The organism is Pedobacter sp. W3I1, assembly GCF_030816015.1.
Taxonomy (GTDB): Bacteria; Bacteroidota; Bacteroidia; order Sphingobacteriales; family Sphingobacteriaceae; genus Pedobacter.
Window position 1 is genome coordinate 4,919,467 of the sequence record NZ_JAUSXN010000001.1, and the last position, 26,927, is coordinate 4,946,393.

29 protein-coding genes are annotated in these 26,927 nt (G+C 37.3%); 13 read left to right on the forward strand and 16 right to left on the reverse strand.

All coding sequences use genetic code 11. The annotated features are described in order from the left end of the window. Nucleotides 1-3 precede the first annotated feature (3 nt). The 14 genes from QF042_RS19975 to QF042_RS20040 all read right to left on the reverse strand — a co-directional run bounded on the left by QF042_RS19975 (nt 4) and on the right by QF042_RS20040 (nt 13,766). Nucleotides 4-1,191: a 1-deoxy-D-xylulose-5-phosphate reductoisomerase gene (locus QF042_RS19975; protein ID WP_307531686.1), complete on the reverse strand. Its 1,188-nt coding sequence runs from the start codon at nt 1,189-1,191 to the stop codon at nt 4-6. 49 nt (nt 1,192-1,240) lie between these two features. Beyond that, nucleotides 1,241-1,618: a four helix bundle protein gene (locus tag QF042_RS19980; RefSeq protein WP_307531688.1), complete on the reverse strand. Its 378-nt coding sequence runs from the start codon at nt 1,616-1,618 to the stop codon at nt 1,241-1,243. A gap of 122 nt (nt 1,619-1,740) precedes the next feature. Further along, complete coding sequence (locus QF042_RS19985) at nt 1,741-3,288, reverse strand: GH3 auxin-responsive promoter family protein (protein ID WP_307531690.1); 1,548 nt, start codon at nt 3,286-3,288, stop codon at nt 1,741-1,743. A gap of 41 nt (nt 3,289-3,329) precedes the next feature. Next, the gene (locus tag QF042_RS19990; protein ID WP_307531692.1) at nt 3,330-4,118 is read right to left on the reverse strand and encodes a hypothetical protein; all 789 of its coding nucleotides are present in this window, start codon (nt 4,116-4,118) and stop codon (nt 3,330-3,332) included. Next, nucleotides 4,115-5,083 carry a glycosyltransferase family 2 protein gene (locus QF042_RS19995; RefSeq protein ID WP_307531694.1) on the reverse strand — a complete coding sequence of 323 codons (969 nt, stop codon included), beginning with the start codon at nt 5,081-5,083 and terminating at the stop codon, nt 4,115-4,117. The genes QF042_RS19990 and QF042_RS19995 overlap by 4 nt, the downstream gene beginning before the upstream one ends. Before the next feature lie 72 nt (nt 5,084-5,155). Further along, the gene (locus tag QF042_RS20000; RefSeq protein ID WP_307531696.1) at nt 5,156-6,106 is read right to left on the reverse strand and encodes a glycosyltransferase family 2 protein; all 951 of its coding nucleotides are present in this window, start codon (nt 6,104-6,106) and stop codon (nt 5,156-5,158) included. A 172-nt stretch (nt 6,107-6,278) separates the two neighbouring features. Next, on the reverse strand, nt 6,279-6,848 hold the full coding sequence (locus QF042_RS20005) for a DUF4199 domain-containing protein (protein WP_307531698.1): 570 nt from the start codon (nt 6,846-6,848) through the stop codon (nt 6,279-6,281). Nucleotides 6,849-6,864: 16 nt separating this feature from the next. Further along, nucleotides 6,865-7,533, reverse strand: coding sequence for a hypothetical protein (locus QF042_RS20010; RefSeq protein ID WP_307531700.1), 669 nt, complete (start codon nt 7,531-7,533; stop codon nt 6,865-6,867). Between the two features lie 175 nt (nt 7,534-7,708). Next, entirely contained in the window at nt 7,709-8,965 is a 1,257-nt protein-coding gene (locus QF042_RS20015; RefSeq protein WP_307531701.1) for a dihydroorotase family protein, read from the reverse strand. Beyond that, a complete protein-coding gene (locus QF042_RS20020; RefSeq protein WP_307531703.1) occupies nt 8,962-11,001 on the reverse strand; it encodes a BatA domain-containing protein in 2,040 nt (679 codons plus the stop codon). The genes QF042_RS20015 and QF042_RS20020 overlap by 4 nt, the downstream gene beginning before the upstream one ends. Nucleotides 11,002-11,065: 64 nt before the next feature. After that, entirely contained in the window at nt 11,066-11,212 is a 147-nt protein-coding gene (locus QF042_RS20025; protein WP_307531705.1) for a hypothetical protein, read from the reverse strand. After that, complete coding sequence (locus tag QF042_RS20030; protein ID WP_307531706.1) at nt 11,209-11,739, reverse strand: hypothetical protein; 531 nt, start codon at nt 11,737-11,739, stop codon at nt 11,209-11,211. The genes QF042_RS20025 and QF042_RS20030 overlap by 4 nt, the downstream gene beginning before the upstream one ends. Before the next feature lie 39 nt (nt 11,740-11,778). Then, on the reverse strand, nt 11,779-12,183 hold the full coding sequence (locus QF042_RS20035; protein WP_307531709.1) for a hypothetical protein: 405 nt from the start codon (nt 12,181-12,183) through the stop codon (nt 11,779-11,781). Nucleotides 12,184-12,203: 20 nt separating this feature from the next. Continuing rightward, on the reverse strand, nt 12,204-13,766 hold the full coding sequence (locus QF042_RS20040; RefSeq protein ID WP_307531712.1) for a L,D-transpeptidase family protein: 1,563 nt from the start codon (nt 13,764-13,766) through the stop codon (nt 12,204-12,206). Nucleotides 13,767-14,041: 275 nt separating this feature from the next. Between QF042_RS20040 and hisG the strand changes: the two genes are divergently transcribed. The 9 genes from hisG (at nt 14,042) to QF042_RS20085 (ending at nt 22,662) form a co-directional block, all read left to right on the forward strand. Continuing rightward, nucleotides 14,042-14,893: an ATP phosphoribosyltransferase gene (hisG, locus tag QF042_RS20045; RefSeq protein WP_307531714.1), complete on the forward strand. Its 852-nt coding sequence runs from the start codon at nt 14,042-14,044 to the stop codon at nt 14,891-14,893. 49 nt (nt 14,894-14,942) lie between these two features. Further along, nucleotides 14,943-16,265, forward strand: coding sequence for a histidinol dehydrogenase (hisD, locus tag QF042_RS20050; RefSeq protein WP_307531716.1), 1,323 nt, complete (start codon nt 14,943-14,945; stop codon nt 16,263-16,265). 95 nt (nt 16,266-16,360) lie between these two features. After that, nucleotides 16,361-17,401, forward strand: a complete 1,041-nt coding sequence (hisC, locus tag QF042_RS20055) for a histidinol-phosphate transaminase (RefSeq protein ID WP_307531718.1) — start codon at nt 16,361-16,363, stop codon at nt 17,399-17,401. Between the two features lies 1 nt (nt 17,402). After that, nucleotides 17,403-18,536, forward strand: a complete 1,134-nt coding sequence (hisB, locus tag QF042_RS20060) for a bifunctional histidinol-phosphatase/imidazoleglycerol-phosphate dehydratase HisB (RefSeq protein ID WP_307531720.1) — start codon at nt 17,403-17,405, stop codon at nt 18,534-18,536. A gap of 174 nt (nt 18,537-18,710) precedes the next feature. After that, nucleotides 18,711-19,343 carry an imidazole glycerol phosphate synthase subunit HisH gene (hisH, locus tag QF042_RS20065; protein WP_307531722.1) on the forward strand — a complete coding sequence of 211 codons (633 nt, stop codon included), beginning with the start codon at nt 18,711-18,713 and terminating at the stop codon, nt 19,341-19,343. 1 nt (nt 19,344) lies between these two features. After that, complete coding sequence (gene hisA, locus QF042_RS20070; protein WP_307531724.1) at nt 19,345-20,094, forward strand: 1-(5-phosphoribosyl)-5-[(5-phosphoribosylamino)methylideneamino]imidazole-4-carboxamide isomerase; 750 nt, start codon at nt 19,345-19,347, stop codon at nt 20,092-20,094. Nucleotides 20,095-20,263: 169 nt separating this feature from the next. Next, nucleotides 20,264-21,019, forward strand: coding sequence for an imidazole glycerol phosphate synthase subunit HisF (gene hisF / locus QF042_RS20075; RefSeq protein WP_307531726.1), 756 nt, complete (start codon nt 20,264-20,266; stop codon nt 21,017-21,019). 61 nt (nt 21,020-21,080) lie between these two features. Beyond that, on the forward strand, nt 21,081-21,683 hold the full coding sequence (gene hisIE, locus QF042_RS20080) for a bifunctional phosphoribosyl-AMP cyclohydrolase/phosphoribosyl-ATP diphosphatase HisIE (protein ID WP_307531728.1): 603 nt from the start codon (nt 21,081-21,083) through the stop codon (nt 21,681-21,683). Between the two features lie 82 nt (nt 21,684-21,765). Further along, nucleotides 21,766-22,662, forward strand: coding sequence for a WD40 repeat domain-containing protein (locus QF042_RS20085; protein WP_307531729.1), 897 nt, complete (start codon nt 21,766-21,768; stop codon nt 22,660-22,662). A gap of 333 nt (nt 22,663-22,995) precedes the next feature. Here QF042_RS20085 and QF042_RS20090 read toward each other — a convergent pair whose 3' ends face one another. Continuing rightward, the gene (locus QF042_RS20090) at nt 22,996-23,781 is read right to left on the reverse strand and encodes a C40 family peptidase (protein ID WP_307531731.1); all 786 of its coding nucleotides are present in this window, start codon (nt 23,779-23,781) and stop codon (nt 22,996-22,998) included. A gap of 109 nt (nt 23,782-23,890) precedes the next feature. On the opposite strand from QF042_RS20090, the gene QF042_RS20095 reads away from it, so the two are divergent. Beyond that, nucleotides 23,891-24,343 carry a universal stress protein gene (locus QF042_RS20095; protein WP_307531733.1) on the forward strand — a complete coding sequence of 151 codons (453 nt, stop codon included), beginning with the start codon at nt 23,891-23,893 and terminating at the stop codon, nt 24,341-24,343. Between the two features lie 174 nt (nt 24,344-24,517). Here the strand turns inward: QF042_RS20095 and QF042_RS20100 are convergent, their stop codons facing one another. Beyond that, nucleotides 24,518-24,868, reverse strand: coding sequence for a 4Fe-4S dicluster domain-containing protein (locus tag QF042_RS20100; RefSeq protein ID WP_025143125.1), 351 nt, complete (start codon nt 24,866-24,868; stop codon nt 24,518-24,520). 78 nt (nt 24,869-24,946) lie between these two features. Between QF042_RS20100 and QF042_RS20105 the strand changes: the two genes are divergently transcribed. From QF042_RS20105 to QF042_RS20115, 3 genes are all read left to right on the forward strand, one after another. Beyond that, nucleotides 24,947-25,963 (forward strand): acyl-CoA reductase, encoded by a 1,017-nt coding sequence (locus tag QF042_RS20105; protein WP_307531741.1) that lies wholly within the window; start codon nt 24,947-24,949, stop codon nt 25,961-25,963. A 67-nt stretch (nt 25,964-26,030) separates the two neighbouring features. After that, nucleotides 26,031-26,234 carry a hypothetical protein gene (locus QF042_RS20110; protein WP_029278679.1) on the forward strand — a complete coding sequence of 68 codons (204 nt, stop codon included), beginning with the start codon at nt 26,031-26,033 and terminating at the stop codon, nt 26,232-26,234. A 1-nt stretch (nt 26,235) separates the two neighbouring features. Then, nucleotides 26,236-26,919: a cell division ATP-binding protein FtsE gene (locus QF042_RS20115; protein ID WP_029278680.1), complete on the forward strand. Its 684-nt coding sequence runs from the start codon at nt 26,236-26,238 to the stop codon at nt 26,917-26,919. Nucleotides 26,920-26,927: the final 8 nt, after the last annotated feature.

Below are 26,927 nucleotides of genomic sequence, written 5' to 3' on the forward strand. Positions count from 1 at the left end.
ATGTTAAACTATACTTTTTGTTACTAATTCGCCGGCTAAGATACGGCTATGTTTGTCAGTTTCTAAATAATCACTCAATTGTGGTTTTTCAACAAAACTGATTTCTTCCATACACTTTTCGATAACTTCGCTCATCTGCAGGAAACCAATTTTATCCTTCAAAAACGCCTCCACAACAATTTCATTTGCAGCATTTAAAATACAAGGCATATTTCCCCCTTTTCGTAGAGAAGTAAATGCCAGGTCTAAATTTCTGAATGTTCCCAAATCTGCCTTTTGAAAGCTAAAGCCTGGATAATCTAAGAAGTTAAAACGTTTAAAATTGTTTTTTAGCCTATCGGGATAATTTAAAGCGTACTGAATAGGCAGTTTCATATCCGGAACACCCATCTGTGCCTTCATTGATCCATCGGTAAACTGAACAATTGAATGTATGATAGATTGAGGATGAACAATTACATCAATCTGATCTACATCCAGGTTAAACAACCATTTTGCCTCAATTACCTCCAAACCTTTATTCATTAGGGATGCAGAATCAATAGTGATTTTTGCGCCCATTACCCAGTTAGGATGCTTTAAAGCCTGCTCTTTTTTTACTGTGGATAAAAAATCTTTAGTTTTGCCTAAGAATGGTCCGCCAGATGCTGTTAAATAAATCTTCTCGATTTCATTTTGCTCCTCACCAACCAAACATTGAAATATTGCTGAATGCTCTGAATCAACCGGTAAAATTTTCACCTGGTGTTCGGTCGCCAGTTGTGTAATCAGTTCGCCTGCAACCACCAGAGTTTCTTTATTGGCTAAAGCAATGTTTTTCCCAGCCTTAATAGCTGCAATAGTAGGCTTTAACCCCACTGAGCCCATTAAAGCTGTTAGCACTACATCACTATCCTCATAAGCAGCTACTTCTGATAAAGCAGGCTCACCAGCCAATACCTTAATATCTAATCCAGACAAAGCATTTTTCACCTCACTGTACTTGCTCTCATCACAGATTACAACAATAGCAGGTTTAAATTCCTTTGCTTGTTGAATCAATAATTCCGAATTCTTTAATGCAGATAATACAACAACTTTAAATGTTGTGGGATGATCCCTTACCACTTCTAGTGCTTGTGTACCTACACTTCCGGTAGAACCTAATATGGTTATTCGTTTTACAGATTGCTGTATTGCTATATTGTTCAATTGTTTCTTTCTCTCGTATTAAAAATTTAATCGCTTTAGTAGCTTTCAATTAAATCTTCAATTTTTCGTTTGTAAATTTTATCAGTTGATGAATTTCTTTTGGCAAAGTTTCCAAAGTTGCAAAAATCTTTGAATAAGTATCTTCATTGATTAACTTTCTAACCTTTGCTTTTTCGTTCCAGTCTAAGCATTCCTTAACTGAACCAAAGCTATAATAATAAAACTTGACCTTATCTTTTTTATGATATCGGCCAAAACCTTCAGCAATATTAGCTGAAATGGAATCAACAGCATCAACAAACTGTTGTCCAATAGTATACTTTGCAAAATTATCCCAATTAGTAACCAAATCCCACACCACATTGCTAAGATGAAACGATTTTGTATATGCTGTTATCTGATTTAACTGTAAATAATTCTTTTCCATGTTGTTGAACTGCTAATTATTAACAACAATTTAGCAATTTTCATTTGCACAATGCCAAACAATTTAACAATTCCATCTGCCCTGGTTAAAGCTCAATGCTTAGCAATTCAGCAATGTAACAATTAAACAACATACCTCTCCAATCCATCCGCCAGTTTCCTATCATTACTCAGACGCGGCACTTTATTCTGTCCACCTAATTTCCCTTCACTTTTCATATAGTTTACAAAAGCATCTTTTTGCAAAGTACGTATAATCAATGGCTGAAGGATGTTTCCTTCAATCAGGTCAAAGTAATAAATATTTTTCTTTTGCAAAGCCTCATCAACCTTTTTGCTAAAAGCAGCCATATCTTTGGGCGCGGAAGAAAACTCTACGAACCACTCGTGATAAGGCAATTGCCCTGCTTCCGGATTAACCTGAGGCGCCACTGTAAATTCTGTAATTTCTACCTGTTCTTCATTGGCCACACTTAAAATGGCCTGTTCCACCTCTTCTCCTATCACGTGTTCGCCAAAGGCAGAAATGAAATGTTTTATTCGTCCCGTTACCACGATTTTGTAAGGATTTTTCGAAACAAACTTAATGGTATCGCCAATACTGTAGCCCCACAATCCTGCATTGGTATTTAAAATCAATGCGTAGTTGGTATTTAGTTCAACCTCACCAAGCGATAACCTCGTTGGATTATCGTTATAATATTCATCGGCAGGAACAAATTCGTAAAAAATCCCTGCATCAGCCAATAACAATAAACCTTTATCTTTTTGAGAATCCTGATAAGCAATAAATCCTTCTGAAGCAGGATAGGTTTCAATAGCATCAATTTTTTTACCAATACTTTGCTCAATTTTTGCGCGGTAAGGCTCAAAATTTACCCCACCATAAATAAACAGGCTAAAATTCTTGAAAATTTCGGCGATTTTTTTTCCGCCTGATTTTTCTGAAAGTTTATCGAAATACATTTGCACCCAAGGAGGGATGCCCGATATCAAAGTCATGTTTTCATTAATGGTTTCCTCCACAATGGCATCAACTTTTTGTTCCCAATCTTCAATAATGTTGGTTTCGTAAGAAGGCAATCGGTTTTTCTGCAAATAGGCTGGCACATGATGGGCCACAATGCCTGATAGACGCCCAACATTGATCCCATGTTTTACACTTAAAACCGGACTTCCTTGCAGAAAGATCATCTTTCCGTTTACAAAACCGGCCTTACCTGTTTCATTAATATAAGTTAAAATGGCATTCCTTGCAGCTTTTATGTGCTCGGGCATCGATTCTTTAGAAAGCGGAATATATTTTACGCCAGAAGTGGTGCCTGATGTTTTGGCAAAATAAAGCGGTTTACCTTTCCAAAGTACATCGGCTTCACCTGCTACTACACGATCTACATAAGGTTTTAATCCTTCGTAATCCTGAACGGGAACATGTTTTTTAAAATCAGCATAGGTTTTAATCTCAGCGAAATGATGATCTTTTCCAAATGCAGTATTTTTAGCCTCGTCAATTAGCTTTTTCAGGATATTATGCTGAGCATTTACGGCATTATTTTTCCATTTGTTAATCTGCCAAACTGCAAATGCCGCAAAGGGTTTACTTAATGCTGCTTTAAGCCCCCAACCCCCTGAAGGGGACTTTTCCTTTCTACCGTTCTTTTCTTTTTCCATAAATTTAATCTGATTTTTAACTCCCCTTCAGGGGCTGGGGGTTAAACGATATTATGTAAAATATCCGGGTGCTCATCGCCTTTGTACTCACTCGAAATTTTACGGTAAGCAACTGTTAAGGCTACACTCGAAAGCGGAACGATGATAAATGAACTTAAAATATTTACAATGAAAGCGATTAATGGCCATTGCAGGTAGTTTAGCAACAGGTAGATTAAATACCCTCCGCCTAAAACAACCAATAGCAATAAAATCTTAGTGAAATTTCCTTTAGTAGTAGCCAAACTCAATTTAATTGAATCGAAAGGCGTTGCACCTTTATCAATAATAAAAAACGGAAAGAAAGAAATTCTTAACCAGGTGATAAAAATGGCAATGATGCCTACTGAAATGGCCACGTTTTTAACAATTGCCACATTAATTCCTGTATAAATAAAAGGAAAGGCAACCAAAATTACGACCAGGTAAACCCCCAGGATACAACCCACAAAATAAAGGGTAGCTACCAGGAACCTGATAATTTGTTGTCTGGTTGGAAGCGTATCCACAATTTTCACATCATTTTCTTTATCATCCATTAAATGGAAAATGTATTTAAAGAGTGAAAGATTAATAGTAAAATAGAGCAAAACGAAAATGATCACCATGATAACGCTTAAAGCTTTGCTTACGTCCTTAATAAAAAATGCCATTAAGCTCGATGCACTTGCGGTGATAAACATCAGAAAACATAGTGTAGCAATCGAGAAATAGTGTTTCTTGGTAATGCTCCATGCCTTTTGAATTACATCATTAACGGCGAACGTACTTTCTTTTAGATAATTTATCATTGTTGTTTGAATACCACACGTTTAAATAAATCCTGTATAAATCCTAAACCATAAGCGGTTAATTGGATAAATGAAGATATAATGCTCAAAAATGCAACTTTTAACGATTTATTTACAGACCATGAATGAAAAAATATCAACATAAAGTAAATCAATAAGAAGAAGTTACAAACATATGCCAATGGAGGATATATAAAGTTACATAAAATAGTAAAACCAAAACCCAATGTGAACAAGGCCGGAAAAAAGTGTACTAGTTTTAATTCCTTTGGGAAATGTTTGTAAATATTGATCCTTGCTCTCCCAAAAAAATGTAATTGTTTGTAAAACTGACTGAAGCTTGTCCGGCGCTTATGGTAAACCTTTGCATCTGGAATCAACCCGATTTTGAAACCGTTTTCATGAATGCGGATACTATATTCTATATCCTCCCCCAATCTGGTTAAGATAAAGCCACCTACCTTCTCCCAGGCCTGACGCGAAACACCCATATTAAAACTGCGAGGGTGAAATTGCCCAACATGTTGTTTGTTTCCCCGGATCCCACCAGTGGTGAAAGGCGAAGTCATGGCATAGCTGATGGCCTTTTGTACTGGAGTGAAACTATCATGTGCAGCATCAGGACCACCATAAGCATCTAAGTGATGCTCGTACAAGTAGTTTTTAACTGTTTCGAGGTAATTTGCAGGAATTAAACAATCTGAATCGAAAATAACAAAGTAGTCGCCTGTAGCTCTTTCAAAACCAAAATTACGGACAAAACCTTGTCCGGCATTTTCCTTAAAAAAATATTTAATATCCAGTTTATCTGCATAAGACGCAACAATTGCCTTTGCATCGTTTTTCGAACCATCTTCAATAACCAAAACCTCAAACTGTAAATAAGTCTGTTTGGTTAGGGTATTTAAAAGTTCGTCAATTTCTTGTGGACGATTATAAAGAGGAATAATGATGGAGAAAAACATTTTTTGAGGTTGAGGGTTGAGGGTTTAGAGGTTGAGGGTTTGGGCGGATAAAACCTTCCGCCTTAAGACCTTTTACCTTAATTCCTTTTCTATCAAATATTGATTTCTTTCCGGTGCGTTACGTGATAAGAGTTCGGCAATAAAACCTGCCAGAAACATCTGCGAACCAACAACAATGGCAACCAGCGATAAATAAAACAAAGGCTGATCGGTTACATCCCGGTAAGCCAGGCCTTGCCATATCAAATATTTCTTTTCGAACAAAATATACAGTGCCATAATGATACCGATAAAGAAACTTAATACGCCTAAAGAACCAAAAAAGTGCATCGGGCGTTTGCCAAATTTACCCACAAAGAAAATAGAGAGTAAATCTAAAAAGCCGTTTATAAACCTGCTGAAACCAAATTTTGTTGTACCATATTTACGGGCACGGTGTTCTACCACCTGCTCAGCTATTTTACTAAATCCTGCCCATTTGGCAATTACCGGGATATAACGGTGCATTTCGCCATAAACTTCGATGGTTTTGATTACATCGCTACGGTAAGCTTTTAAGCCACAGTTAAAATCGTTCAGCTCTATACCGCTCATTTTACGGGTAGCGGCATTGAATAATTTTGTTGGGATAGTTTTCGTAATCGGATCGTAACGTTTTTTCTTCCAACCTGAAATGATATCAAGCTTTTCTTCTTTAATGCGGCGGTATAATTCAGGAATTTCATCCGGACTATCCTGCAAATCGGCATCCATGGTAATGACCACATCACCTTGTGTAGCCTCGAAACCAACATTTAAGGCTGCAGATTTACCATAATTCCGTCTGAACTTAATGCCTTTGATAGCAGGGTTTTGAAGTCTTAATTCTTCAATCACCTCCCAGGATCTATCGGTACTACCATCATCAACCAAAACAATTTCATAACTGAAATTATTGTCGATCATCACTTTATCAATCCAGGCCGTTAATTCTGGCAGAGATTCATCTTCATTAAATAAGGGTACTACAACTGATATATCCATTTTTGAGTATTATCGTCATTGCGAGGAGGAACGACGAAGCAATCTATCTTGAAAGATTGCCACATCCCTACGCGCTTTCCATGCTTCGTTCGCAATGACGCATTATTAAAAACGTGCAAATTTCATCAAATTAAATGATAAAACCTGCACGTTCAAAATTTTATAAAAGAAATTAAGATTCTTTCGGGAACGAGTCTAATACAACTGGTTGTTTTTTCTTTAGAATAGCTGAAAGGATTAAAGAAAGAACCCCATATAATGCAAGTGAAACCCCAAAACTTGTAAAGATATTTTTAAAAGTAGGTTCAAGTTTCTCTTGCATATTACCAGCTTTAGCTATTGCCTCATCAATCTGTTCACTAGCCATTCCGAATTTTTCCATCATCGCTCGCTGTGCATCTTCGATTGCCGCAGCAGCTCTTTGCGGAAGTTCTGGATCAATAAATTTCATGAGTACCACATTATAAAGTGTTGCGGTTAAGGCCAGAATAAGGGAAACAATTAAAAAAGCTTTAAAGGCCTCTCCAAAAGTCCAGAACCCACCTATTTCTTTACGAATGTTTATTCCCACAACGACTAACAGCGCAATGAATAAAACAAATATGCCTATCTGAGTCACAAAACTTGTGTAAATTAATACCGGATCTATAAAATGCAGGGTTAACGATACTACTATCGAAACTGCTGCAAGCATTAATCCATTTTTAATAGCTAATTTGGAAATAAGAGCACTTTTGTCCATAATTTTAAATTTTAGTTTAATTATTAATTGTTGTAATTAATATATAAGTAGCAGAATCGAACGATTTGTTACTACTATACTGATTTATTTCTTTGGTAGTTTCGGCACTTCCTTCTACATCAAGGAAAAAGATCATGAAAGGCACAAATAATTCTTGCATTTCTTCACTGATATTTAAAGTCGCAGCTGTTTTGCAAATCTCTTCTACACTGCTTTCTGCCAGCTGCTGGTTGCTGATCAGTTCTTCGTAAATTTCGAATTCATCCTGAAACTCATCGTCTTCTACCAACAAAAATTCTTTTAAGAAATCGCCCAACTCTGGATCCAAATCTTCATCCTTACACTCTTTAATGTAAAGCAAAAGATTTAACAATTCCGTTCCCCTATCAATGGTTTCCTCTTCGATATTCGCCCACTCATCACTTTCTAAGTAATCGTCTTCCAGTTTCTGTACATCGCTACTAAAGAAATTTACCATCAATAAATCAAAAAACACTTCGCGTAATTCTTCAAATTTCGGATGAGAATCGAAAACCGCATCAAAAGCGGTAGCCTTATCTAAAAAGTTGATATCAAGCTCAAAAGCGGCTAATAATTCTGTTTCAAAACCTTCAACATTGATCGCTGAAACCTCAGCATACTTGTTAATGGCTGCACTAAGTGCTTTTTTTACTCTATTATCCATGATTAAGATTTTTAGATTTTAGGATGATAAGATTTTTATCACCAGAACAACAAATTTGTTATTTCTTGCTTTAGTTTTAAGCGCTTATAGCCTATTTATTTATGATTTTTTTTTGAACTATATCTTTGGAGGTACAGATAAGAGCCCTATGCCTTCCACCTTCTAACCTTCAGCCTTAACTCTCCCAGTACTGATTATTATTATAAACCATTTTCACTTTTCCGGTAAGCTCGGTACTCAACAATGGACTGTTTGCCGATTTTGAATGGTTACTTGCCGCATTATATAGCCATTTTTCTGCCGTGTTTAATACCGTAAAGTTGGCTTCAGCTCCTTCTTCGATTACCGGAACAGTTAAATTTAACAATTTACGTGGATTAATGGCCAATTTCTCTGCAATTAAAGCAATATCCAATCCTGCTTTTAATAATAATGGCAATACAGTTTGCAAGGCAATAATGCCGTAATGGGCAATTTCGAACTCTACATTTTTAAATTCGATTTCCTCTGGGCGGTGCTGAGAAGTAATGGCATCGATGGTTCCATCTTTTAAACCAGCAATTAACGCTTTTATATCCGCTTTTCCGCGCAATGGTGGCTTAACCTTATAATTGCTATCGAAATCGCTTAAAAGTTCTTCTGTAAACACCAGGTGATGCGCCGTTACATCGCATGAAACCTGAACCCCATCTTTCTTTGCCTTGCGGATTAGCGCCACGGCCCCTGCAGTTGAAATATTGCTGATATGGATTTTGGTTTCATTATACGAAGCCAGGAAAATATCGCGGGCAATGTGCATTTCTTCTGCCAGTGCTGGTAAACCTTTCATGCCCAAAAGCACAGAGTTTTTACTTTCATTAATCTGCGATTTGCCAGCTATGGATTTATTTTCAGGATAAACCATCAACAATGCATCAAAACCTTTGGCATATTGTAAAGCACGACTCATAAAGCCGTCATCCTGCAAGGCCCTATCTCCATCAGAGAAAGCTACTGCCCCCGCCTGCTGCATATCAAAAAGCTCAGCAAGTTCTTTTGCTTCGCGGTTCTGACTTATCGCGCCAACAGGCAAAACATCAACCAAATTATTTTTGGCCTTATTGATAATGTATTCTACCTGAGATTTTGACTGTACAACCGGACTGGTTTGCGGCAATAAAGCTAATCCGGTAAAACCACCAGCTTTTGCTGTTGCGGTTAACGTTTGAATATCTTCCTTGGTTTCGAAACCCGGATCGCCGGCTACACAGTTTAAATCGAAAAAACCTGGCGTTAAAAAAGCACCCTGAGCATCAAAAACGGTTTCGTTTTTATCGGCAGTTAATTTACCTATGTTTTTAATTTTACCATTTTCTACCTGAATATCGCATTCTTGATTGTTAAATTTACTTTGCGGATCGGCAACGGTTACATTTTTAACCAGGAGATTCATATTGTTTTTTTTGTGTTGTTAAAAAATCGGATGAGCAAAATTTCTGCTGCAATAAAAATCAGCGACAAAATTAGACAAAGTTTCCATAAAGTTTGTCCGATTTTATTGCCCCCGGCAATTAATTTAACGGCATCTTTATCGGTATCAAATATTTTCAGATTACTTTTACCAGCTAACTGATCGAGTTCTGTTTTGCTTAAATAGTGCATATCAGATTCTGTTCGGCCATTGTTGAAACTATAAACAGCAAGCAGCGAATCTGCAAGTTTTAGGTTATAAAAGCCTGCATTTTTTATCTGATCGGCAATGTAAATCAATGTTCTTCCATCGGCCTGACGGATCTCGGGAATCGCTTCAAAACCATCCGCAGTAATTTTTAAGCTTTGGTTTTTACCCAGTGTAATCTTTTTACCTGCCAATGCATTATCGTTACCGATATTGTAATACAAGGGTGTTTCATTTCCTCCACTCAATGCCAAACGATAAATCAGCGGCACAAAAACCGGATGACGGGCTAAATTCCCGTCACTTGTATTAAGCCCTGAAGCAGATAAATACACCTGCCCATTACCTACGCCATACTTAGAGAAAAACGGTTTTCTGCCAGGCAACAACATAATATCTTCCTTGTTGGCGGTATTTTTCTCTACAAAAGAATAATAACGGGAAACAGCTGGTAAATCCAGATTTTTGGGAATTTCCTCAAAAACAGTCTTAAAAATAGGGTTTTGCAAATCAATCTGGTTAACCTTGGTTGCTGTTGTATTTAAACCCTGAATGGCAGGAAGCGACAATCCGCTTAAAAATGAGTTGTAGGTTTGAATATCAGCATCTAAATCAGGAAAAAGCACAACTGTGCCACCTGCATTCAGATAGGTTTTTAACTGCTGCGCCAAACCTGTCGATGGATTTTTTAATCCGTTTAACACAATCAGACCATAACTGGCAAAATTGCTATAATTTACATTGCTTTCGGCGTTCTCAGTAAGTTTATAATAACGATCAGCTGCAAATAATGCTTTAATATAATTGCCTGCATTGGCTCCGTTAATACTTAGCACAGCAAAACTTTCGTCTACTTTAAAACTGAAAGAAAGTGTATCATCGAAAGTTACCGGAAAATCTTTAATACTGATTACACCTTTTTGCCATCCAGCACCCAGTCCAGAAAAACTCAAGGTATCCTTAACAGTTTTACCACCCGGAATCGTTACTGCCCCTAATCCCTTTTGTTGATTATTGATACTTAGCTTTAAAGGAATATTCTTTGCTTCTTCTTTTGAGTAATTTTTTAACTGCACCACCAATCGTTCATTTGCACCTGGTTGATGATTTGGGGAAAGTGTCCAAACGCTATCTACGGCAACATTGGGCAACGTATTGGCATTTAGTTTCAAAAACGAATATTGAATATCTGCTTTTGTATCGAGTTTATTGGTGGTTGAAATATTCTTTTGAAAATCGGAGATCAAAAAGCTATACTTATTTTCAGAACCTGTTAAAACATTGCCTTGCCTGTTTAGTATTTGTTGGAGATTACGGTTTGCTGCAGAGATTTTAACATCATCCAATGCTTTCAAAAACTCCTCCTCGTTTAATAAACGCTGATGTTTCCCTTCAAAATTATTGGTTAAAAGTTGAAAACGATCGTTCATACCGAAACCTTTAACCAGTTCTTTTGCCCTGCGCTTGGCTTCATCGAGCAGGTTACCATCTTTATTAATGGTTTCCATGCTGTAAGAATTATCGATATAAATACTTACAATATTCTTTAAAGCAGTAGTTCTTTGGTTGTGCTCCGGTATATAGGGTTGGGCAAATGCAAGCACCAAAAAGATAATCGCCAAAATCCGCGACAACAGTATGAGCAAATTTTTAAGTTTTTCTTTGGAAGAATTTTGCTGCTCTACTTCTTTTAAAAGCTGAACATTGGAGAAATAAACCTTTTTAAATTTCCTGAAATTGAATAAATGAATGATGACCGGGATGGCAACCGATATTAGTGCAAAAAGAAAGCCCGGATAAAGGAAATTCATTAAAAACCAAAGATAGAAAAATTATGGAAGAGGATATAAAATTCCGTATTTATTATTATTAATGTTACTTCTTGATAACAGGTTTTATATTATTCCAAAACTTATATAATGATTCATTATCAATCAACATTTGATACAATCTTTGATCTGGTGTTTTTGATAACCATAATTTAAGTTGTAATTCTTTAATTTCATCTGAAGTATCTTTCATTTCTTTAACAGATTAAATGTTGCGAGCTTAAGTACTTTTACCCATTTATTGATATATTCCCAATCCAAAGTGTTTAATTCAGCTAGATTTTTAATATCTTGAATTTGAATCGCAGATTGCAAAACTTGAATCCAAATTAATTTAGATATTAATAAATCCTCTACTGTAACCAAATATACTGATTTTTCAAAGTATTCCATTTCGACTCTCCTATTAAATTCTTCTTGTCGAAAATCTTCGTTCTTTAAGATTACAAAATCAGCTTTATACCCTGACGCATGATCTATTATATTAAACAAACTTTGTTGCCTTACGGCATCCTTTACTGAATTAATATTACAGTAATAGCCATCCTTGAAGTTAGCGACAAAACCATCTATATCTTTAGGTTGTAGATGAATAACAAAATCAAAATCTCGGGTAGCTCTTGGAACTATATATACACCCATCGCAATACTCCCAGAAAGCATGTAGGGAATATTATTTTCATTGAGTACATCTACAATTTTATTAAAAAAAGAAAGCATGGAGATTTTTTATTAATAATTTATCTAATTATTCGATTTTCAATAAGCAAACCCAGGGAATTCGATATTTACAATTTTCCAACTACCGTTGTACAACGCAAAATACAGTTTAAAAGGCCCACTTACAATTTTTGATTGTTTTTGAACAACATCTCTATAACCCGCAACTCCTTCGACAAAGCCCATTCCTTTATCATCATTCAAAAGTTCGAAATTAACATCAATAATATCGTATCTGCCACCAACATATTCATCAGACCCGCCGAAAATACCTTTTAACCGACTAATAATAACATCCTTACCAATAACTTTATTACCTGGGAGAATGAAAAAATCATTCAGTTCGTTTGTAATGGCCTTCGATTGTTTAAACCATGCGTTTATAAATCTAATGGCACTATTTACGATATCGGCTTGATGGTTGAAAGTAGATTTTTCTTGCATTTTGCAAACTTAGCACTAAGTTACCTAAACTTCTTCATCGCAGCCCAAAGTTTTTCGTCCATGCCATAAACATCAGGCCGGTATTCGATCTTACCGTTCTGAGACCAGGCGGTAATGTAGGTGATGATTAATGGAACATTTTTCTTTGGGGCAAACCAGGCTGGTTTTAACTGAAAAGTTTTAAGTGTATCAGCCTTTTGTGCCATGCGTTTTTTATACCATTTTACATGTGTACTATCTATCGGCGGCAAATCTACTTCAGCCCTAAGTTTATCATAAGTATAGGTATCTTTCACCAAAAGTTCGGCAAATTCTAATGGTTTTTCGATTCGCACGCAACCATGACTTATCGCCCGGTTGGTCAGATTAAATCCGTTCTTATTATTAGTGTCGTGAAGATAAATACTAGAGCTGTTATCGAAGATAAACTTGAACTTCCCTAAGGCATTTCCACCACCCGAACCTTGTTTAAATTTGAAAGGTAATTTATCGCGCGAATACCTGTTCCAATTGATGGTATCAGGCTCACCAATCAGCTTATCTTTATAGTAAACTTTAATGTTGCTATTCGATAAATAATACGGATCCTTTCGAGCCATCCAGTAGATCTCACTCTGTGCAATACTTACCGGAATATTCCAGATCGGATTGGCCTGAATGGAATTGATTTTACTAAACAATAAAGGCGTTTCATGGTTCTTCGGTTTATCATCCAGATTGCCCGATTTTGCAAAGGCCTTTAGCTTATCTTCGTAACCGTTTTCGCGCTTCCCTCCAACACATACTTTCATCGTAATTACGGTATCTGTTTTATCGAGCCAGGTCAATCTAAAATCAGGAATATTTACCTGCACATAGCTGTCTCCTGTCTCTGGCATTTTCCAACGGAAACGTTCCATATTCAATAATAAAATCCGCTTTTCATTTTCCGCATCTGTATTTAAATAAGCAGCTTGCAAAGCTTTATATTGAACTGACTTTGGCTGAACAGATCTTAAAGTATCCACGAGACTTTTACTATTTAAAAGATTAGTCATCCCCAAGCTATCCGGACGCTTAACTTTAATGTAATAACGCGAAAAAATAGTTCGGGGATTTACTACCCCATATTTGAGGTAATTATTATAATTCAGATAAGCATTTGCCGATAACAGCTCTAATTTGGCAATAACTGGATAACTTTCCTCCACCTTTTTAAACTTATTGGCTGTTAACACCTCTAACAAGCTTTTAATCTCATCTCCTTTAAAAATCTTTGGGTTGAAGCCATGCACTTCGCTCTGATCTAAATAGCTCACTAACGAATCTAACTGGCCATTAATATAAAATTGCGTAACGAGCTTAGGTTGTGCATAATTATTGGCATAAAAAGCTTTAATTATTTTCGGATTAACGAACTTGCCCGAAAGACTGTCCATTGTTTTCACAAAAATGCTATCATAAGCTACAGTATCGAAATCTTTGTAGATTTTATTCTTGAAATGTTCAGACAGGACTTTCCCAATCTCAGGTGGGCTTTTAAACCATCCACAAGCAGAAATAAATAAAATAAAGGGCAGAATTAGAAAGCGAAACTTTTTCAAATACGTAAAATTTTAATACAAAATAAAGGTTACTGGCAATAAAAACAGCATAATGGCAAATTAAGTGCCATTATTTTTTGTTTTCCCATTTCAAACACTATATTTGCCAACGCTTATCAGCTAACGTATTGATACTGGCAGAAATAATTTATGAATTTAACTTTGAACCATCACTTACATTTACACCATCGCCGATAGGCGATATGATATGTTTGTTTTGTACTTCAAAACTTTTTTCCGTAAAATAATTTCTTGTTCACTCTATATTCAATACTTTGAAAACACTTAAAATCGCTATCCAGAAGTCGGGTAGGTTAAACGAAAAATCCGTAGAAATACTTAAAAACTGTGGTTTATCTTTCGAAAATTACAAAAGCTCACTCATCTCAACCGTTACTAATTTTCCTTTAGAAATTCTTTTCCTTCGGGATGATGATATTCCTGAATATGTACAGGATGGCATTGCCGATTTGGGCATAGTTGGGGAAAATGTAATTGTAGAAACCAAAGCCGAAGTAGATTATCTACAAAAATTAGGCTTCGGAAAATGCACTTTAAAAATCGCTGTTCAGGCCACCAGTAATATCCAAAAACTGGAAGAGTTAAACGGTAAAGCAATTGCCACTTCCTACCCGGTAATCCTCGAAAAATTCTTAGAGGAAAAAGGTATAAAATCTGATATCAGAACCATTTCCGGATCGGTAGAAATAGGTCCGGGTTTAGGCTTAAGTGATGCTATTTTTGATATCGTATCAACAGGCGGAACATTAAAGAGCAACGGTCTAAAACCTTTCGCCGATGTGATGCAATCTGAAGCAGTTTTAATTGGAAACAAATCGATAGCCGATAATCCTGAAGTTGCAGAATTGCTTCAACGCATCCGCTCTGTACTTAGCGCAAAATCTAACAAATACGTGGTACTAAATGTATCAAAAGATAACCTTCAAAAAGTAGTCGATTTATTGCCGGGTGTAAAAAGTCCAACCGTGGTACCACTCTTCGAACCGAACTGGGTAGCTGTTCATTCTGTAATTGCTGAAGAAGATTTCTGGGATAAAATAAACAGTTTAAAAGCAGCAGGAGCTGAAGGTATTTTAGTAATGCCAATCGAGAAAATAATCAAGTAAAATCGTTTAAATTCACATTAACTATTAGTTAATTTAAAATTATAAAACATTGAAAATCTACAATTATACAGATTTATCTAAATCAAAAATTGAAGAACTTTGTTCGAGGCAGATTGAAGACGATAAACTGGTTGAAGAACGGGTAACCGATATCATCAGCACAGTAAAAAAGGATGGCGATAAGGCACTTTTTAACTTCGCAAAAGGATTTGACAAAGTTGATTTGGAGAAACTGTTTTTGGATGCTGAAGAATTAAAAGCAATTGCCTCTACCATTCCGGCTGAAGCAAAAAAAGCGATTGATACCGCTTATCAAAACATTAAAACTTTTCACCAGTCGCAGTTAAAAACTGAAGATAAAATTGAAACGATGCCAGGAGTTGTATGCTGGCGCGAATCGAGGGCAATTGAAAAAGTGGGACTTTATATCCCTGGAGGGACAGCCGTTTTACCGAGCACTTTTTTAATGCTTGCTACCCCTGCAATCATTGCAGGTTGTAAAGAAATCGTGGTATGTTCTCCCCCACAAAGTGATGGTAAAACCAATTGTTATCTGGCTTATTGCGCGGTGCTCCTGGGTATCGAAAAAGTGTTTCTTATTGGCGGTGCACAAGCCGTTGCTGCAATGGCTTTCGGAACGGAAAGCGTGCCACGAGTATATAAGATCTTCGGCCCTGGCAACCGTTATGTAACAACGGCAAAAACGATGGTTCAAAACAAAGTGGCTATCGATATGCCTGCCGGACCATCAGAGGTATTGGTAATTGCGGATGAGACTGCCAATCCGTCATTTGTTGCTGCAGATCTGCTTGCACAGGCAGAACATGGAACTGATAGTCAGGCTATTTTAGTGTCTACTTCTAATCAGATCATCGCTGATACCTTAAAAGAACTTGAAAATCAGCTTGATATCCTTCCACGGAAGGAAATAACAGCTAAAGCAATAGCCAATTCCTACGCTGTCTTAGCTGAAACGCTGGATGAGGCCATGCAATTTTCAAATGAATATGCACCAGAGCACCTCATATTGGCTACTGAGCATTTCAAAAGCCTTATTCCATTGATTATCAATGCAGGATCGGTATTTTTAGGTAATTTTACACCAGAAAGTGTTGGCGATTATGCCTCTGGTACCAACCACACTTTACCAACAAGTGGCTTCGCAAAGGCTTATTCGGGCGTATCAACTGATGCGTTTCTGAAGAAGATCACCTTTCAGCATCTTTCTGCCGAGGGATTAAATAACATAGGCAACACCGTTGAAATACTTGCAGAAGCAGAAGGATTACATGCACATAGGAACGCTGTTAGTATTAGATTAGGCTTTGAGTCCGAAGACCGAAGTCAGAGGTCAGAAGATAATAAGGCATAAATATCTGTGCAACCAAACCAAAGGAAAAAATAAAGTAATCTGTGTAATCACCTAATCAGTGTAATCAAACCGCAGGAAACCAATAAACCATTAACATGGACATTAACGATTTAGTAAGAGAAAATATAAAAAACCTTCGCCCCTACTCTACTGCGAGGGACGAATTTAAAGGTCAGGCATCCGTATTTTTAGATGCAAACGAGAACAGTTATGGTTCGCCATTACCAGCAAATTATAACCGTTATCCTGATCCCTTGCAACTTGATTTAAAGGATGCAATCAGTAAAATAAAAGGCGTGCCGATTGAGAATACTTTTTTAGGAAACGGTAGCGATGAAGCAATAGATTTATTGTTCCGCGCTTTTTGTAACCCTGGAAAAGACAACGTAATTGTGCTGCCACCAACCTACGGAATGTACGAAGTTTCGGCCAACATAAATGATGTAGAAATACGTAAAGTGAGCCTGCTTCCAAACTTCCAATTGGATATGGAAAAAATCGCAGAAACGATTGATAAAAATACGAAATTAATCTTCATTTGTTCGCCAAATAATCCGACCGGAAATTCGATAAACCGCGAAGATATTGAAACCATTTTAGCCAACTTTAATGGCATCGTTGTGGTGGATGAAGCCTACATTAATTACGCCCGTCAAAAGACCTTTATTCAGGAGTTAACTGAGTACGGAAACCTGGTAATTTTACAAACTTTTTCGAAGGCCTGGGGGCTCGCAGCTTTGCGTTTGGGTATGGCTTTTTCTTCGACAAAAGTAATCGATGTGCTGAACAAAATCAAGCCACCTTACAACATCAATCAGGCTACTCAGGATTTAGCTTTTGAAGCGCTAAAAAACATTGCTCAGGTTAACGATTGGATCAAAGAATCTGTTGCAGAAAGAGAACGTTTAAGCAAGGCATTAAATGCATTGAATATTGTAAAAAAAGTATATCCTTCTGACGCCAATTTTATCCTGACAGAAGTTACCGATGCATTAAAAATTTACGATACTTTAGTAGAGCAAGGCATCATTGTACGCGACCGTTCTAAAGTAACTTTATGCGAGGGCTGTTTAAGGATTACAGTGGGCACAAAAGAAGAAAACGACAAACTATTAACTGTTCTAGAAAAATTTTAAGATGAAAAAAGTATTATTTATAGATCGTGATGGCACTTTAAATATCGAGCCTGAAGATGAACAGGTAGATAGTTTTGCCAAGCTTAAATTTTATCCACGTTCGTTATATTATTTATCGAAAATTGCAGCCGAGCTGGATTATGAACTGGTGATGGTGACCAATCAGGATGGACTTGGAACAGCTTCAAACCCTGAAGAAAATTTCTGGCCGATCCATAACTTCATGTTAGATGCTTTTGAAGGCGAAGGTGTTCATTTTAGTGAGGTTGTGATTGATAGAACTTTTGCTAAAGACAATGCCCCTACCCGTAAACCTGGTACCGCCTTATTAACCAAATATTTCAGCGAAGATTACGATCTGAAAAACTCTTTCGTGATTGGTGATCGTTTGAACGACGTGGTTTTGGCCAAAAACCTGGGTGCAAAAGCAATTTTTCTCCGTCAGAATGATGCATTGGGTTCTACAGAAGCACTTGACAAACACGAAACTTTGCTGGATGTGATTGTTTTGGAAACCAGAAAATGGGAAGATATCTACAACTTACTTAAAGCAGGGAGCAGAAAAATTCACCACGAGCGCAAAACCAATGAAACCGATATTACCATTAACCTTGATCTGGATGGAACAGGGAAGGCAAAAATCGAAACGGGTTTAAACTTCTTCGATCATATGCTTGATCAGATTGCCAGACATGGAAGTGTAGATCTGGAAGTAATTGCCAAAGGCGACTTACATATCGATGAACACCACACGATAGAAGATACTGGTATTGCTCTTGGAGAAGCCTTTGCCAAAGGTTTAGGCAATAAATTAGGTATTGAAAGGTATGGTTTTTGCTTACCAATGGACGATTGCCTTGCACAGGTGGCTATTGATTTTGGAGGAAGAAACTGGATTGTTTGGGATGCTGAATTTAAACGCGAAAAAGTGGGCGACATGCCTACAGAGATGTTTTACCATTTCTTTAAATCGTTTAGCGATGCCGCTAAATGCAATTTAAACGTAAAAGCTGAAGGCGACAACGAGCACCACAAAATTGAAGCTATTTTTAAAGCCTTTGCCAAAGCCATAAAAATGGCCATCAAGCGTGATGCTGAAAAAATGGTTTTGCCGAGTACAAAGGGAATGCTGTAAGAAAGGCTGAAAAGGTTTAAGGCGGAGGCTTTGATGTCCATCCGCGGTAAATAAACCCGATAGAGCGGAATAGCCCACAGCGTAGCGAGGACTATTAACGATAGCGGGACTACAGTACCCATGAAAAGCCGACATTCATTTTCAAAACAGAAACAAAAATATAATGCAAATTGTATGAACGATAAAAATTCAAAGTCCCCTTCGGGGGATTTAGGGGTTGGAATTATAAATTACGGAGCAGGTAACATTTTCTCCCTTACCGCAGCCTTAGATCGCTTAAATGTAACCTACGGCATGGTAAATACAGAAATTGACCTCGAAAAATATAGCCACATTATCATTCCTGGTGTTGGCCATGCAGGTGCTGCTATGGAAAAATTAAAGGGAACAGGTTTGGTTGAGGCCATTAAAAAACTAACAAAACCAGTCCTCGGAATCTGTGTGGGCATGCAGCTCATAACTGAACATTCGGAAGAGGGCGATGCAACACTTTTAAATATCGTTCCGGTTAAAACCAAAAAATTCGATAAGTCGCTGAATATCAAAATACCACATATGGGTTGGAATGCGGTAAGCCCAAAAAACAATTCATTATTTGAAGGTGTTGAAGATAATACACAATTTTACTTTGTGCATTCGTACTTTATTGAATATAACCCTACTTTTGACATCGCATCTGCTGATTATGGTTTAAAGTTTTCGGCAGCGGTACAAAAAGACAATTTTTATGGCGTTCAATTTCACCCTGAAAAATCGGGAAAAGCCGGCGAACTAATATTAAAAAATTTTTCAAACTTAAGCTTATAAAATGTACATAATACCTGCTATTGATATTTTGGATGGAAAAGTTGTCCGTCTTCGTGAAGGCGATTACAACCAAAAAACGGAATATGACGTTTCTATTCCCGAAATGATAGAAAAATACCGTTCAAATGGCACCGATTTCATCCACATTATCGATTTAAACGGAGCTAAGGGTGATTTTAGCAATCAAAAAACACTTTTCGAAATCATCAAAAAAACCGAAATGAAAGTGCAGTATGGTGGCGGGATCAGAACCATTGAGCAGGTGACCAATCTGCTTGATGCTGGCATTCACCGCGTAATTGTAGGCACACAGGCCATTACCAATCCTGATTTCTTACCTCAACTAAGCGAGGTTTTTGCTAAAAAAGACGACTATGCCAACCGCATTGTAGTAGCTATCGACGTTTTGGATGAAGTCATAAAATATTCGGGTTGGATGGAAAGTTCACCGATTAAACTAATGGATTATGTTGATAAATGCCTTTCGTTAGGTTTTTTCCGTTTCTTATGTACGGATATCAGCAAGGATGGAAAACTAGGTGGTGCCGCAATCGATTTATACGAGAAATTGCTTGAACACTCTCCCATGATCAAACTGATTGCTTCTGGTGGTGTAAGTTCCATGCAGGATATTTACGATCTGGCTAAATACCCGATTAGAAGTGTAGTGGTTGGGAAAGCAATTTACGAAGACCGCATTACCATCGAAGAAATTAAAGAGTGGAATTTGAAAGCGTTGAGTTCAATTTAAAGAAGAATTTATATAATATTTGACTCATTGCATTAGGCGATCGTCATGCTGAATTTATTTCAGCATCTTTCAAACAATAAAGACCCTGAAATAAATTCAGGGTGACAAACCGCCCAGAGTAAAAGCACTAAGATTGCTTCGTACCTTATAATGACGAAAACCCAAACAAATGCTTAGTAAAAGAATAATCCCTTGTTTAGACGTTAAAGACGGCCGCACGGTAAAAGGTGTAAACTTTGTTGATTTACGTGATGCTGGTGATCCAGTTGAACTGGCGGCGCAATACGCCCAACAAGGTGCCGACGAACTGGTCTTCCTGGATATTACGGCAACCCACGAGCGTCGTAAAACGATGATTGTGATGGTTAAATCTGTTGCCAGGCAATTAAATATCCCATTTACCATTGGTGGCGGGATAACAGAAATTGCCGATGCTGAAGCGTTATTAAATGCAGGAGCGGACAAAATCAGCATCAATTCTGCAGCTGTCCGAAATCCAAAGCTAATTGAAGACCTGGCTAAAACTTTCGGAGTACAATTCGTGGTTTTAGCAGTCGACACCAAATATGTAAACGGTAAAAACATGGTTCACTTAAATGGAGGAAGATTAATTACCGAACTGGAAACCGAAAACTGGATTAAACAGGCAGAAGATTTAGGCGCAGGAGAAATTTTGTTAACCTCTATGGACCACGATGGTACCAAAGCAGGTTTTGATTGCGGCTTGCTCAGTAAAGTAAACCAAATGATCAATATCCCGATTATAGCATCAGGTGGAGCAGGGAGTATGGAACATTTTACAGAGGTTTTTCAAAAAGCCAATGTTGATGCCGCACTTGCAGCCTCGGTATTTCATTACGGTGAAATTCTGATCCCGGATTTAAAGCAAGAATTGAAAAGGAACAATATTCCGGTAAGAATATAAATAAGTCCGGAGTCGGCAGTCCCTAGTCATGAGTCTGTTTTTCGGAAATAAAAAAAATAAAATGACAATCGATACCAATTCCCTTGATTGGGAAAAAACAAATGGATTAATTCCGGTAGTTATTCAGGATCACAAAACCCTGGAGGTTTTAATGCTGGGTTATATGAATGAAGAAGCTTTTGCTAAAACACAGGCCGAAGGCAAAGTAACTTTCTTTTCACGTTCTAAAAACCGCCTATGGACCAAAGGTGAAACCAGCAATAACTTTTTGTTTGTTAAAGAACTTTTTGTAGACTGTGATAACGACACCATTCTGATTAAAGCTGAAGCTGTTGGTCCAACCTGCCATACCGGAAGCCGTAGCTGTTTTAAAACAGATTATAACCAGAACTTCATTTTCGAACTCGAGAACATCATTAACGATCGATATGAAAATCCGGTTGAAGGATCTTATATCAACAAAATGCGCAGCAAGGGACTAAATAAGATTGCCCAAAAAGTTGGTGAAGAAGGCGTGGAAACTGTAATTGCTGCATTGGCCGAATCGGAAGAGGAACTCATTGGAGAAGCATCAGATCTTGTTTTTCACCTATTGTTTTTATTGAAAGAAAAAGGTCTATCTATTCAGGATATTGCAAAAAATTTAGAGAAAAGACATCAATAAAGGTTTGAGGTAAAAGGCGTAAGGTTTAAGGCTCTAGATGCCTAACCTTATACCTTAAACCCTAAACCCTAAACCTCAAGAAATGCTCAAACACCTGCAAACCCTTCCCGGTCACCAAAACCCTGTATATGCATTATCCAATTCGGATGAGAATGGTATATTTTTTAGTGCAGGAAACGATAAGGGCGTTGTAGAATGGTCGTTACATACCATGGCCTTTGTTCGGATTAAAATGCCTGTACAGAGTTCCGTTTATTGTCTTCACTACTACAACGATCAATTATTTGTTGGGGAACGGAGCGGTGCGTTTAGCGTTTATGATTTAAAGGGACAAAAGGTAATTGCCAGAATAAATGCCCATACCAAACCCATTTTCAACATACAAACGGTAAAGGGCAAAAATGAGCTTTTAACCACAGGTGAAGATGGAACGGTTGCGGTTTGGTCGCTGAGTGACTTTACAGAGATTTACCGCTTCCAGGTAGCTTATGATACCGTTAGGGCCATTGCAATTGGGCCTAACGAAAGTGAAGTCGCCTTTGGTTGTAAAGATCACCTAATCAGGATTTATAACCTTACCGATTATAGTTTAAAACAATCGCTGGAAGGACATTCATTACCAGTAACCTCCTTGGCTTATCATCCAACCGGCAAATACCTCATCTCAGGGAGTAGGGATGCGCAGTTAAAAATATGGGATCTACCGAATTACGAACTCAGAGAAACTGTTCCGGCGCATATGTTTACCATTTACGATATTGCCTTTCATCCTACCCTTCCTTATTTCGCAACGAGCAGTCAGGATAAAAGCATTAAACTTTGGGATGCAGAGAACTTTAAATTGTATAAAATTTTAAGTTTAGAAAAAGCCGGAATAGGCCATACCCACTCTATTAACAAAATTATTTGGAGCAATGATGGTAAATATTTAATCTCTACAGGAGATGACAGGCAGGTGATGGTTTGGGAAATGGAATAATTTAGGGTTTCTTTTTATTCATTATGATAAGTGCTGTCGTCACCCTGAATTTATTTCAGGGTCAGTCTAGCAGAAAAGATGCTGAAATAAATTCAGCATGACGATCGCGTTAGGAAAAGTAGACTAAAACTAATTAAAACGCATAAATATTAATCGAACTCAGGCTGATATAGGTTTAGCAATTTAAAATAGTTATCGGATTTAATTTAGCATCTTTCTTGATATAAATAAAGATGCTGAAATGAATTACCTTCGGTGAGCTCGCTTAAGGCTCGGTTTACTCCGTACCTTTCCGCTGCGCCACAGGTCAGGGTGACGCTTCTTTCACAACCATCATTCCACAAAACGTTTGATAATTCTAAGTTTGTGCGAATATTTTCCCAATTCTTTATTAAAAATTCCCTGATCGTCAATCGGATCGATTTTTACTTTGGCTGAAGAATGGATAATTTCGTTGGGACTCAACATAATACCCACATGAGTAATTCTGCCTTCATCATTATCGAAAAAAGCAACATCACCAGCTTTACATTCAGCTAAAAAGCCAACCAGTTCACCTTGTTCGGCCTGTTGTGAAGCATCACGATTTAACTTAATGCCTAACATTTTAAATACGGTTTGAACAAAACCAGAGCAATCTAAGCCAAACAAATGCCTTCCCCCCCATAGGTATGGGACATTTTGAAAAAATTTAGCCGTTTCGGTAACGCTATCGGTAAAATTTACAGCACTATTATCGTATGCTTCGAAATTCAGTTTAAACTTTTCTTCACCTGCATAACAAAAACCATCCTTTAAAAAAGGAAGGTTACTTGCCGGACTTAAATGATACGAACTTCCATCGGACGCGGTTAATACATTATTGAAGCTTAGCGGAGCATGTAATTTACAATTGTGCATTTCTGCAAATTGGTTTTGGGGAATCGCGGCCAATTGCCTGAAATCCATCCAGCCTTCGTAACCATCGTAGCCATTTTGAATGAGCCACCAGCGGTCTTCCTTCTGAATAATTTCGACATGATCGCCGAATAAAAGCTGCGAAACAATTTCTGCTTTATCTGATGCATCAGCTCTTAAGGGGGCTACAGCAACTCTACAAATACCGTATTGATTTTCCATTTAAATGTGCTCGTGAAACTATTGTAAAACTAATAAAATACATCCATTGCCTAACATTTTGCCTGCAAATTTGTTATTTTTATGATGATCACCTTTTAAATAGCTCGCCATGAATTTTAAAAAAATATTAATTGCCGTTGATAACAGTACCTGCTCAGAAAAAGCGGCAAAAGCCGGTTACGACATGGCTGAAAAATTTGGAGCAGAAGTAGCATTGGTTAATATTATCGAGCCTATCCCAGCCAACGTAAATCCCGATTTAACGCTGGCTCCGGTATTTCTGGAAACTTACGATAACAGCGAAGAAAACAGCCATATTTTACTCAAAGAAATGGAGACTAAATACGGGAAAGGCATAAAAACCACTTATTTGAGCATTGTTGATACCGCAGCACATGGTATTATCCAGCAATCAGATGAGTGGGGATCTGATTTAATCGTTATCGGAACCTACGGACGTACCGGACTGTACCATTTTTTAATGGGAAGCGTTGCCGAACACGTGGCGAGAAAATCTGCTTGTCCGGTTTTAATTATCCCGAATAAATGTGACGTAGATTAGCTCATTGGTTCAATAGCCATTAGTTATTGGTAATTGCAAACTGCCAACTGAAAACTGGATGCTTGTTCACTAGTCATTTACTTCAATGGCAACTATAAACTGCTAATTTCACTAGATAGAAAACAAAAAAGTCCCGGCTTTTGCGGGACTTTCATTGTAAATATCTGATAGAGACTATCCTTCCTGGTGCAACCAAGCTTTCTTAGCCAATAATTCTTCTTCTGTTTCGCGGATATCTTCGTCATCTACGCAACAATCAACCGGGCAAACTGCTGCACACTGAGGTTCATCATGAAAGCCCTTACACTCTGTACACTTATCGGATACAATGTAATAAACTTCATCCGAAACAGCTTCCTGAGCGGCATCAGCTTCAATTTGTTGATTACCAAAATCAATGATACCATTTAAGTTAGTACCATCAGAAAAACGCCATGCAGTACCGGCATCGTAAATTGCGTTGTTAGGACATTCCGGTTCGCAAGCCCCGCAATTTATACACTCATCTGTTATTTTAATCGCCATGTTTTCGTCTAATTCTTTTGCTTAGTTTACCTTTGCGATGCAAATATAATATATAATCACTTAATATTAATTCTAAATATGTCAGCATTAACTCAAGAAAAAGTAATAATCGCGTTCAACAAACTGGGCTTATTGCTTACAAACCCTACTGACATACTAGGAAATGCGTTTTATAGCGCTGAAAGCACAAATGCGTGGTTTACTTCAGAAAACATAAAAAAATCTATTTTATCTTTTGCTGAGATGTTAAATGAGGTTGATTTAGCCATTTGGTTCAAATCGGTTAAGTTTAGCACCTCCCCAAAAAAGGTTGGTTTAATCCTGGCAGGGAATATTCCACTAGTGGGTTTGCATGATGTTTTAAGTGTATTGGCTACGGGCAATATTGCTTTAATTAAGCTTTCTTCGGCTGATGATAAATTAATTAAAGCTGTAATTACCGAACTGATTAAAATAGAGCCTGCCTTTGAGAATAAAATAGAATATGTAGAGCGTTTAAAAGATTTTGACGCGGTTATTGCCACTGGCAGCAATAATTCATCACGCTATTTTGATTATTATTTTAGTAAAGTACCCAACATTATCAGAAAAAACAGAAACAGTGTTGCAGTTTTAAATGGTTCAGAAAGTTTCGAGGATATTCAAAACCTGGGAAATGATATTTTTGATTATTTTGGTTTAGGTTGCAGAAACGTTTCTAAACTTTATTTTCCTAAAGGCTACGATATTGCGAATTTTTACGAAGGCATAGAAAGTTTTCAACCCATTATTAACCATTTTAAATATAATAACAATTACGACTATAATAAATCTATCTATCTCGTTAATGCGGCTAAACACTTTGATAATGGCTTTTTGCTATTGAAAGAAGATGAGAGCCTTACGTCGCCTCTGGCCGTTCTCTTTTATGAGGAATATGAGAACCTCCAAGAAGTAGAAGATAAATTAAAGGATAAATCAGAAAATATTCAATGTGTGATTACCAAATCACCTTTAAATTTAAACACTTTCAGCTTTGGCCAAAGCCAGCACCCAAAACTTTGGGATTATGCCGATAATGTAAATACTGTTGAGTTCTTAAACAACCTAAATTGAATTTCTCAAACTAGTGTTTCAGCTTTCTCCTTTGGTCTTTCAGCTTAAATAGCTATTTTTGGACACAATGTATATCGTTAAAGTTAAAGGCATAGCCAAAATTCCGGATTACGTACAGTTAAGAGATGACAAGTTTACACTTTTAGCTTACTTTAGGGTTGACAGACCTGATAAATCGCTGGAAAAACTCGGACTTGGCGACAAGCAAGAATACATTATGGAAATGGTTAAAGGTTTGCCTTTCGGGCAGATTGCAAAATTAGAAATATAATATGGCAGGCAACTCAGTAATTCATTTAAGCAATGTTGATGTTTTTCAACAGAAACATTTAGTCCTCTCAAACGTAAATTTACACATCGAAAAAGACGAATTTGTATTCCTGATCGGTCAAACAGGTTCGGGTAAGAGCAGCTTGCTTAAAATATTATATGGCGATTTACATATTGGCAATGGTGAAGGCAATATTGCCGGTTTCGACCTTAAAAACCTAAAAGAAAGCCAGGTGCCCTTTTTACGCCGTAAATTGGGTGTGGTTTTTCAGGATTTTCAATTGCTTACTGATAGGACCATCGAAAAAAACCTTGAGTTTGTGCTTAAGGCAACAGGCTGGAAAGATGAAAAACTAATTAACGAGCGCATTAAAGATGTTTTAGACAAAGTTGGTTTACGTTCTAAAATCAAAAAAATGCCACACGAAATTTCTGGTGGTGAACAGCAACGTATTGTTATTGCAAGAGCTTTATTAAATGATCCGGAAATAATTTTAGCTGATGAGCCTACCGGGAATTTAGACCCAGAAACATCAGAAGAAATTGTAACCCTGCTAAAACAAATCAGCCAGGCCGGAACTGCAGTATTAATGGCAACACACGATTACCACATCATCCGCACTTTCCCTTCGCGCATCATTAAATGTGAGAATGGAGTTGTGCACGAAGATGCGCAAATCGTATAAAAAATTCT

What these genes read in the sequence shown, in the direction of transcription:
- QF042_RS19980 (WP_307531688.1), bottom strand. Translation starts at nt 1,618, where the DNA reads ATGGAAAAGAATTATTTACAGTTAAATCAGATAACAGCATATACAAAA.
- QF042_RS19985 (WP_307531690.1), bottom strand. Translation starts at nt 3,288, where the DNA reads ATGGAAAAAGAAAAGAACGGTAGAAAGGAAAAGTCCCCTTCAGGGGGT.
- QF042_RS19990 (WP_307531692.1), bottom strand. Translation starts at nt 4,118, where the DNA reads ATGATAAATTATCTAAAAGAAAGTACGTTCGCCGTTAATGATGTAATT.
- QF042_RS19995 (WP_307531694.1), bottom strand. Translation starts at nt 5,083, where the DNA reads ATGTTTTTCTCCATCATTATTCCTCTTTATAATCGTCCACAAGAAATT.
- QF042_RS20000 (WP_307531696.1), bottom strand. Translation starts at nt 6,106, where the DNA reads ATGGATATATCAGTTGTAGTACCCTTATTTAATGAAGATGAATCTCTG.
- QF042_RS20005 (WP_307531698.1), bottom strand. Translation starts at nt 6,848, where the DNA reads ATGGACAAAAGTGCTCTTATTTCCAAATTAGCTATTAAAAATGGATTA.
- QF042_RS20010 (WP_307531700.1), bottom strand. Translation starts at nt 7,533, where the DNA reads ATGGATAATAGAGTAAAAAAAGCACTTAGTGCAGCCATTAACAAGTAT.
- QF042_RS20015 (WP_307531701.1), bottom strand. Translation starts at nt 8,965, where the DNA reads ATGAATCTCCTGGTTAAAAATGTAACCGTTGCCGATCCGCAAAGTAAA.
- QF042_RS20020 (WP_307531703.1), bottom strand. Translation starts at nt 11,001, where the DNA reads ATGAATTTCCTTTATCCGGGCTTTCTTTTTGCACTAATATCGGTTGCC.
- QF042_RS20025 (WP_307531705.1), bottom strand. Translation starts at nt 11,212, where the DNA reads ATGAAAGATACTTCAGATGAAATTAAAGAATTACAACTTAAATTATGG.
- QF042_RS20030 (WP_307531706.1), bottom strand. Translation starts at nt 11,739, where the DNA reads ATGCTTTCTTTTTTTAATAAAATTGTAGATGTACTCAATGAAAATAAT.
- QF042_RS20035 (WP_307531709.1), bottom strand. Translation starts at nt 12,183, where the DNA reads ATGCAAGAAAAATCTACTTTCAACCATCAAGCCGATATCGTAAATAGT.
- hisC (WP_307531718.1), top strand. Translation starts at nt 16,361, where the DNA reads ATGGACATTAACGATTTAGTAAGAGAAAATATAAAAAACCTTCGCCCC.
- hisB (WP_307531720.1), top strand. Translation starts at nt 17,403, where the DNA reads ATGAAAAAAGTATTATTTATAGATCGTGATGGCACTTTAAATATCGAG.
- hisH (WP_307531722.1), top strand. Translation starts at nt 18,711, where the DNA reads ATGAACGATAAAAATTCAAAGTCCCCTTCGGGGGATTTAGGGGTTGGA.
- hisA (WP_307531724.1), top strand. Translation starts at nt 19,345, where the DNA reads ATGTACATAATACCTGCTATTGATATTTTGGATGGAAAAGTTGTCCGT.
- hisF (WP_307531726.1), top strand. Translation starts at nt 20,264, where the DNA reads ATGCTTAGTAAAAGAATAATCCCTTGTTTAGACGTTAAAGACGGCCGC.
- hisIE (WP_307531728.1), top strand. Translation starts at nt 21,081, where the DNA reads ATGACAATCGATACCAATTCCCTTGATTGGGAAAAAACAAATGGATTA.
- QF042_RS20085 (WP_307531729.1), top strand. Translation starts at nt 21,766, where the DNA reads ATGCTCAAACACCTGCAAACCCTTCCCGGTCACCAAAACCCTGTATAT.
- QF042_RS20090 (WP_307531731.1), bottom strand. Translation starts at nt 23,781, where the DNA reads ATGGAAAATCAATACGGTATTTGTAGAGTTGCTGTAGCCCCCTTAAGA.
- QF042_RS20095 (WP_307531733.1), top strand. Translation starts at nt 23,891, where the DNA reads ATGAATTTTAAAAAAATATTAATTGCCGTTGATAACAGTACCTGCTCA.
- QF042_RS20100 (WP_025143125.1), bottom strand. Translation starts at nt 24,868, where the DNA reads ATGGCGATTAAAATAACAGATGAGTGTATAAATTGCGGGGCTTGCGAA.
- QF042_RS20105 (WP_307531741.1), top strand. Translation starts at nt 24,947, where the DNA reads ATGTCAGCATTAACTCAAGAAAAAGTAATAATCGCGTTCAACAAACTG.
- QF042_RS20110 (WP_029278679.1), top strand. Translation starts at nt 26,031, where the DNA reads ATGTATATCGTTAAAGTTAAAGGCATAGCCAAAATTCCGGATTACGTA.
- QF042_RS20115 (WP_029278680.1), top strand. Translation starts at nt 26,236, where the DNA reads ATGGCAGGCAACTCAGTAATTCATTTAAGCAATGTTGATGTTTTTCAA.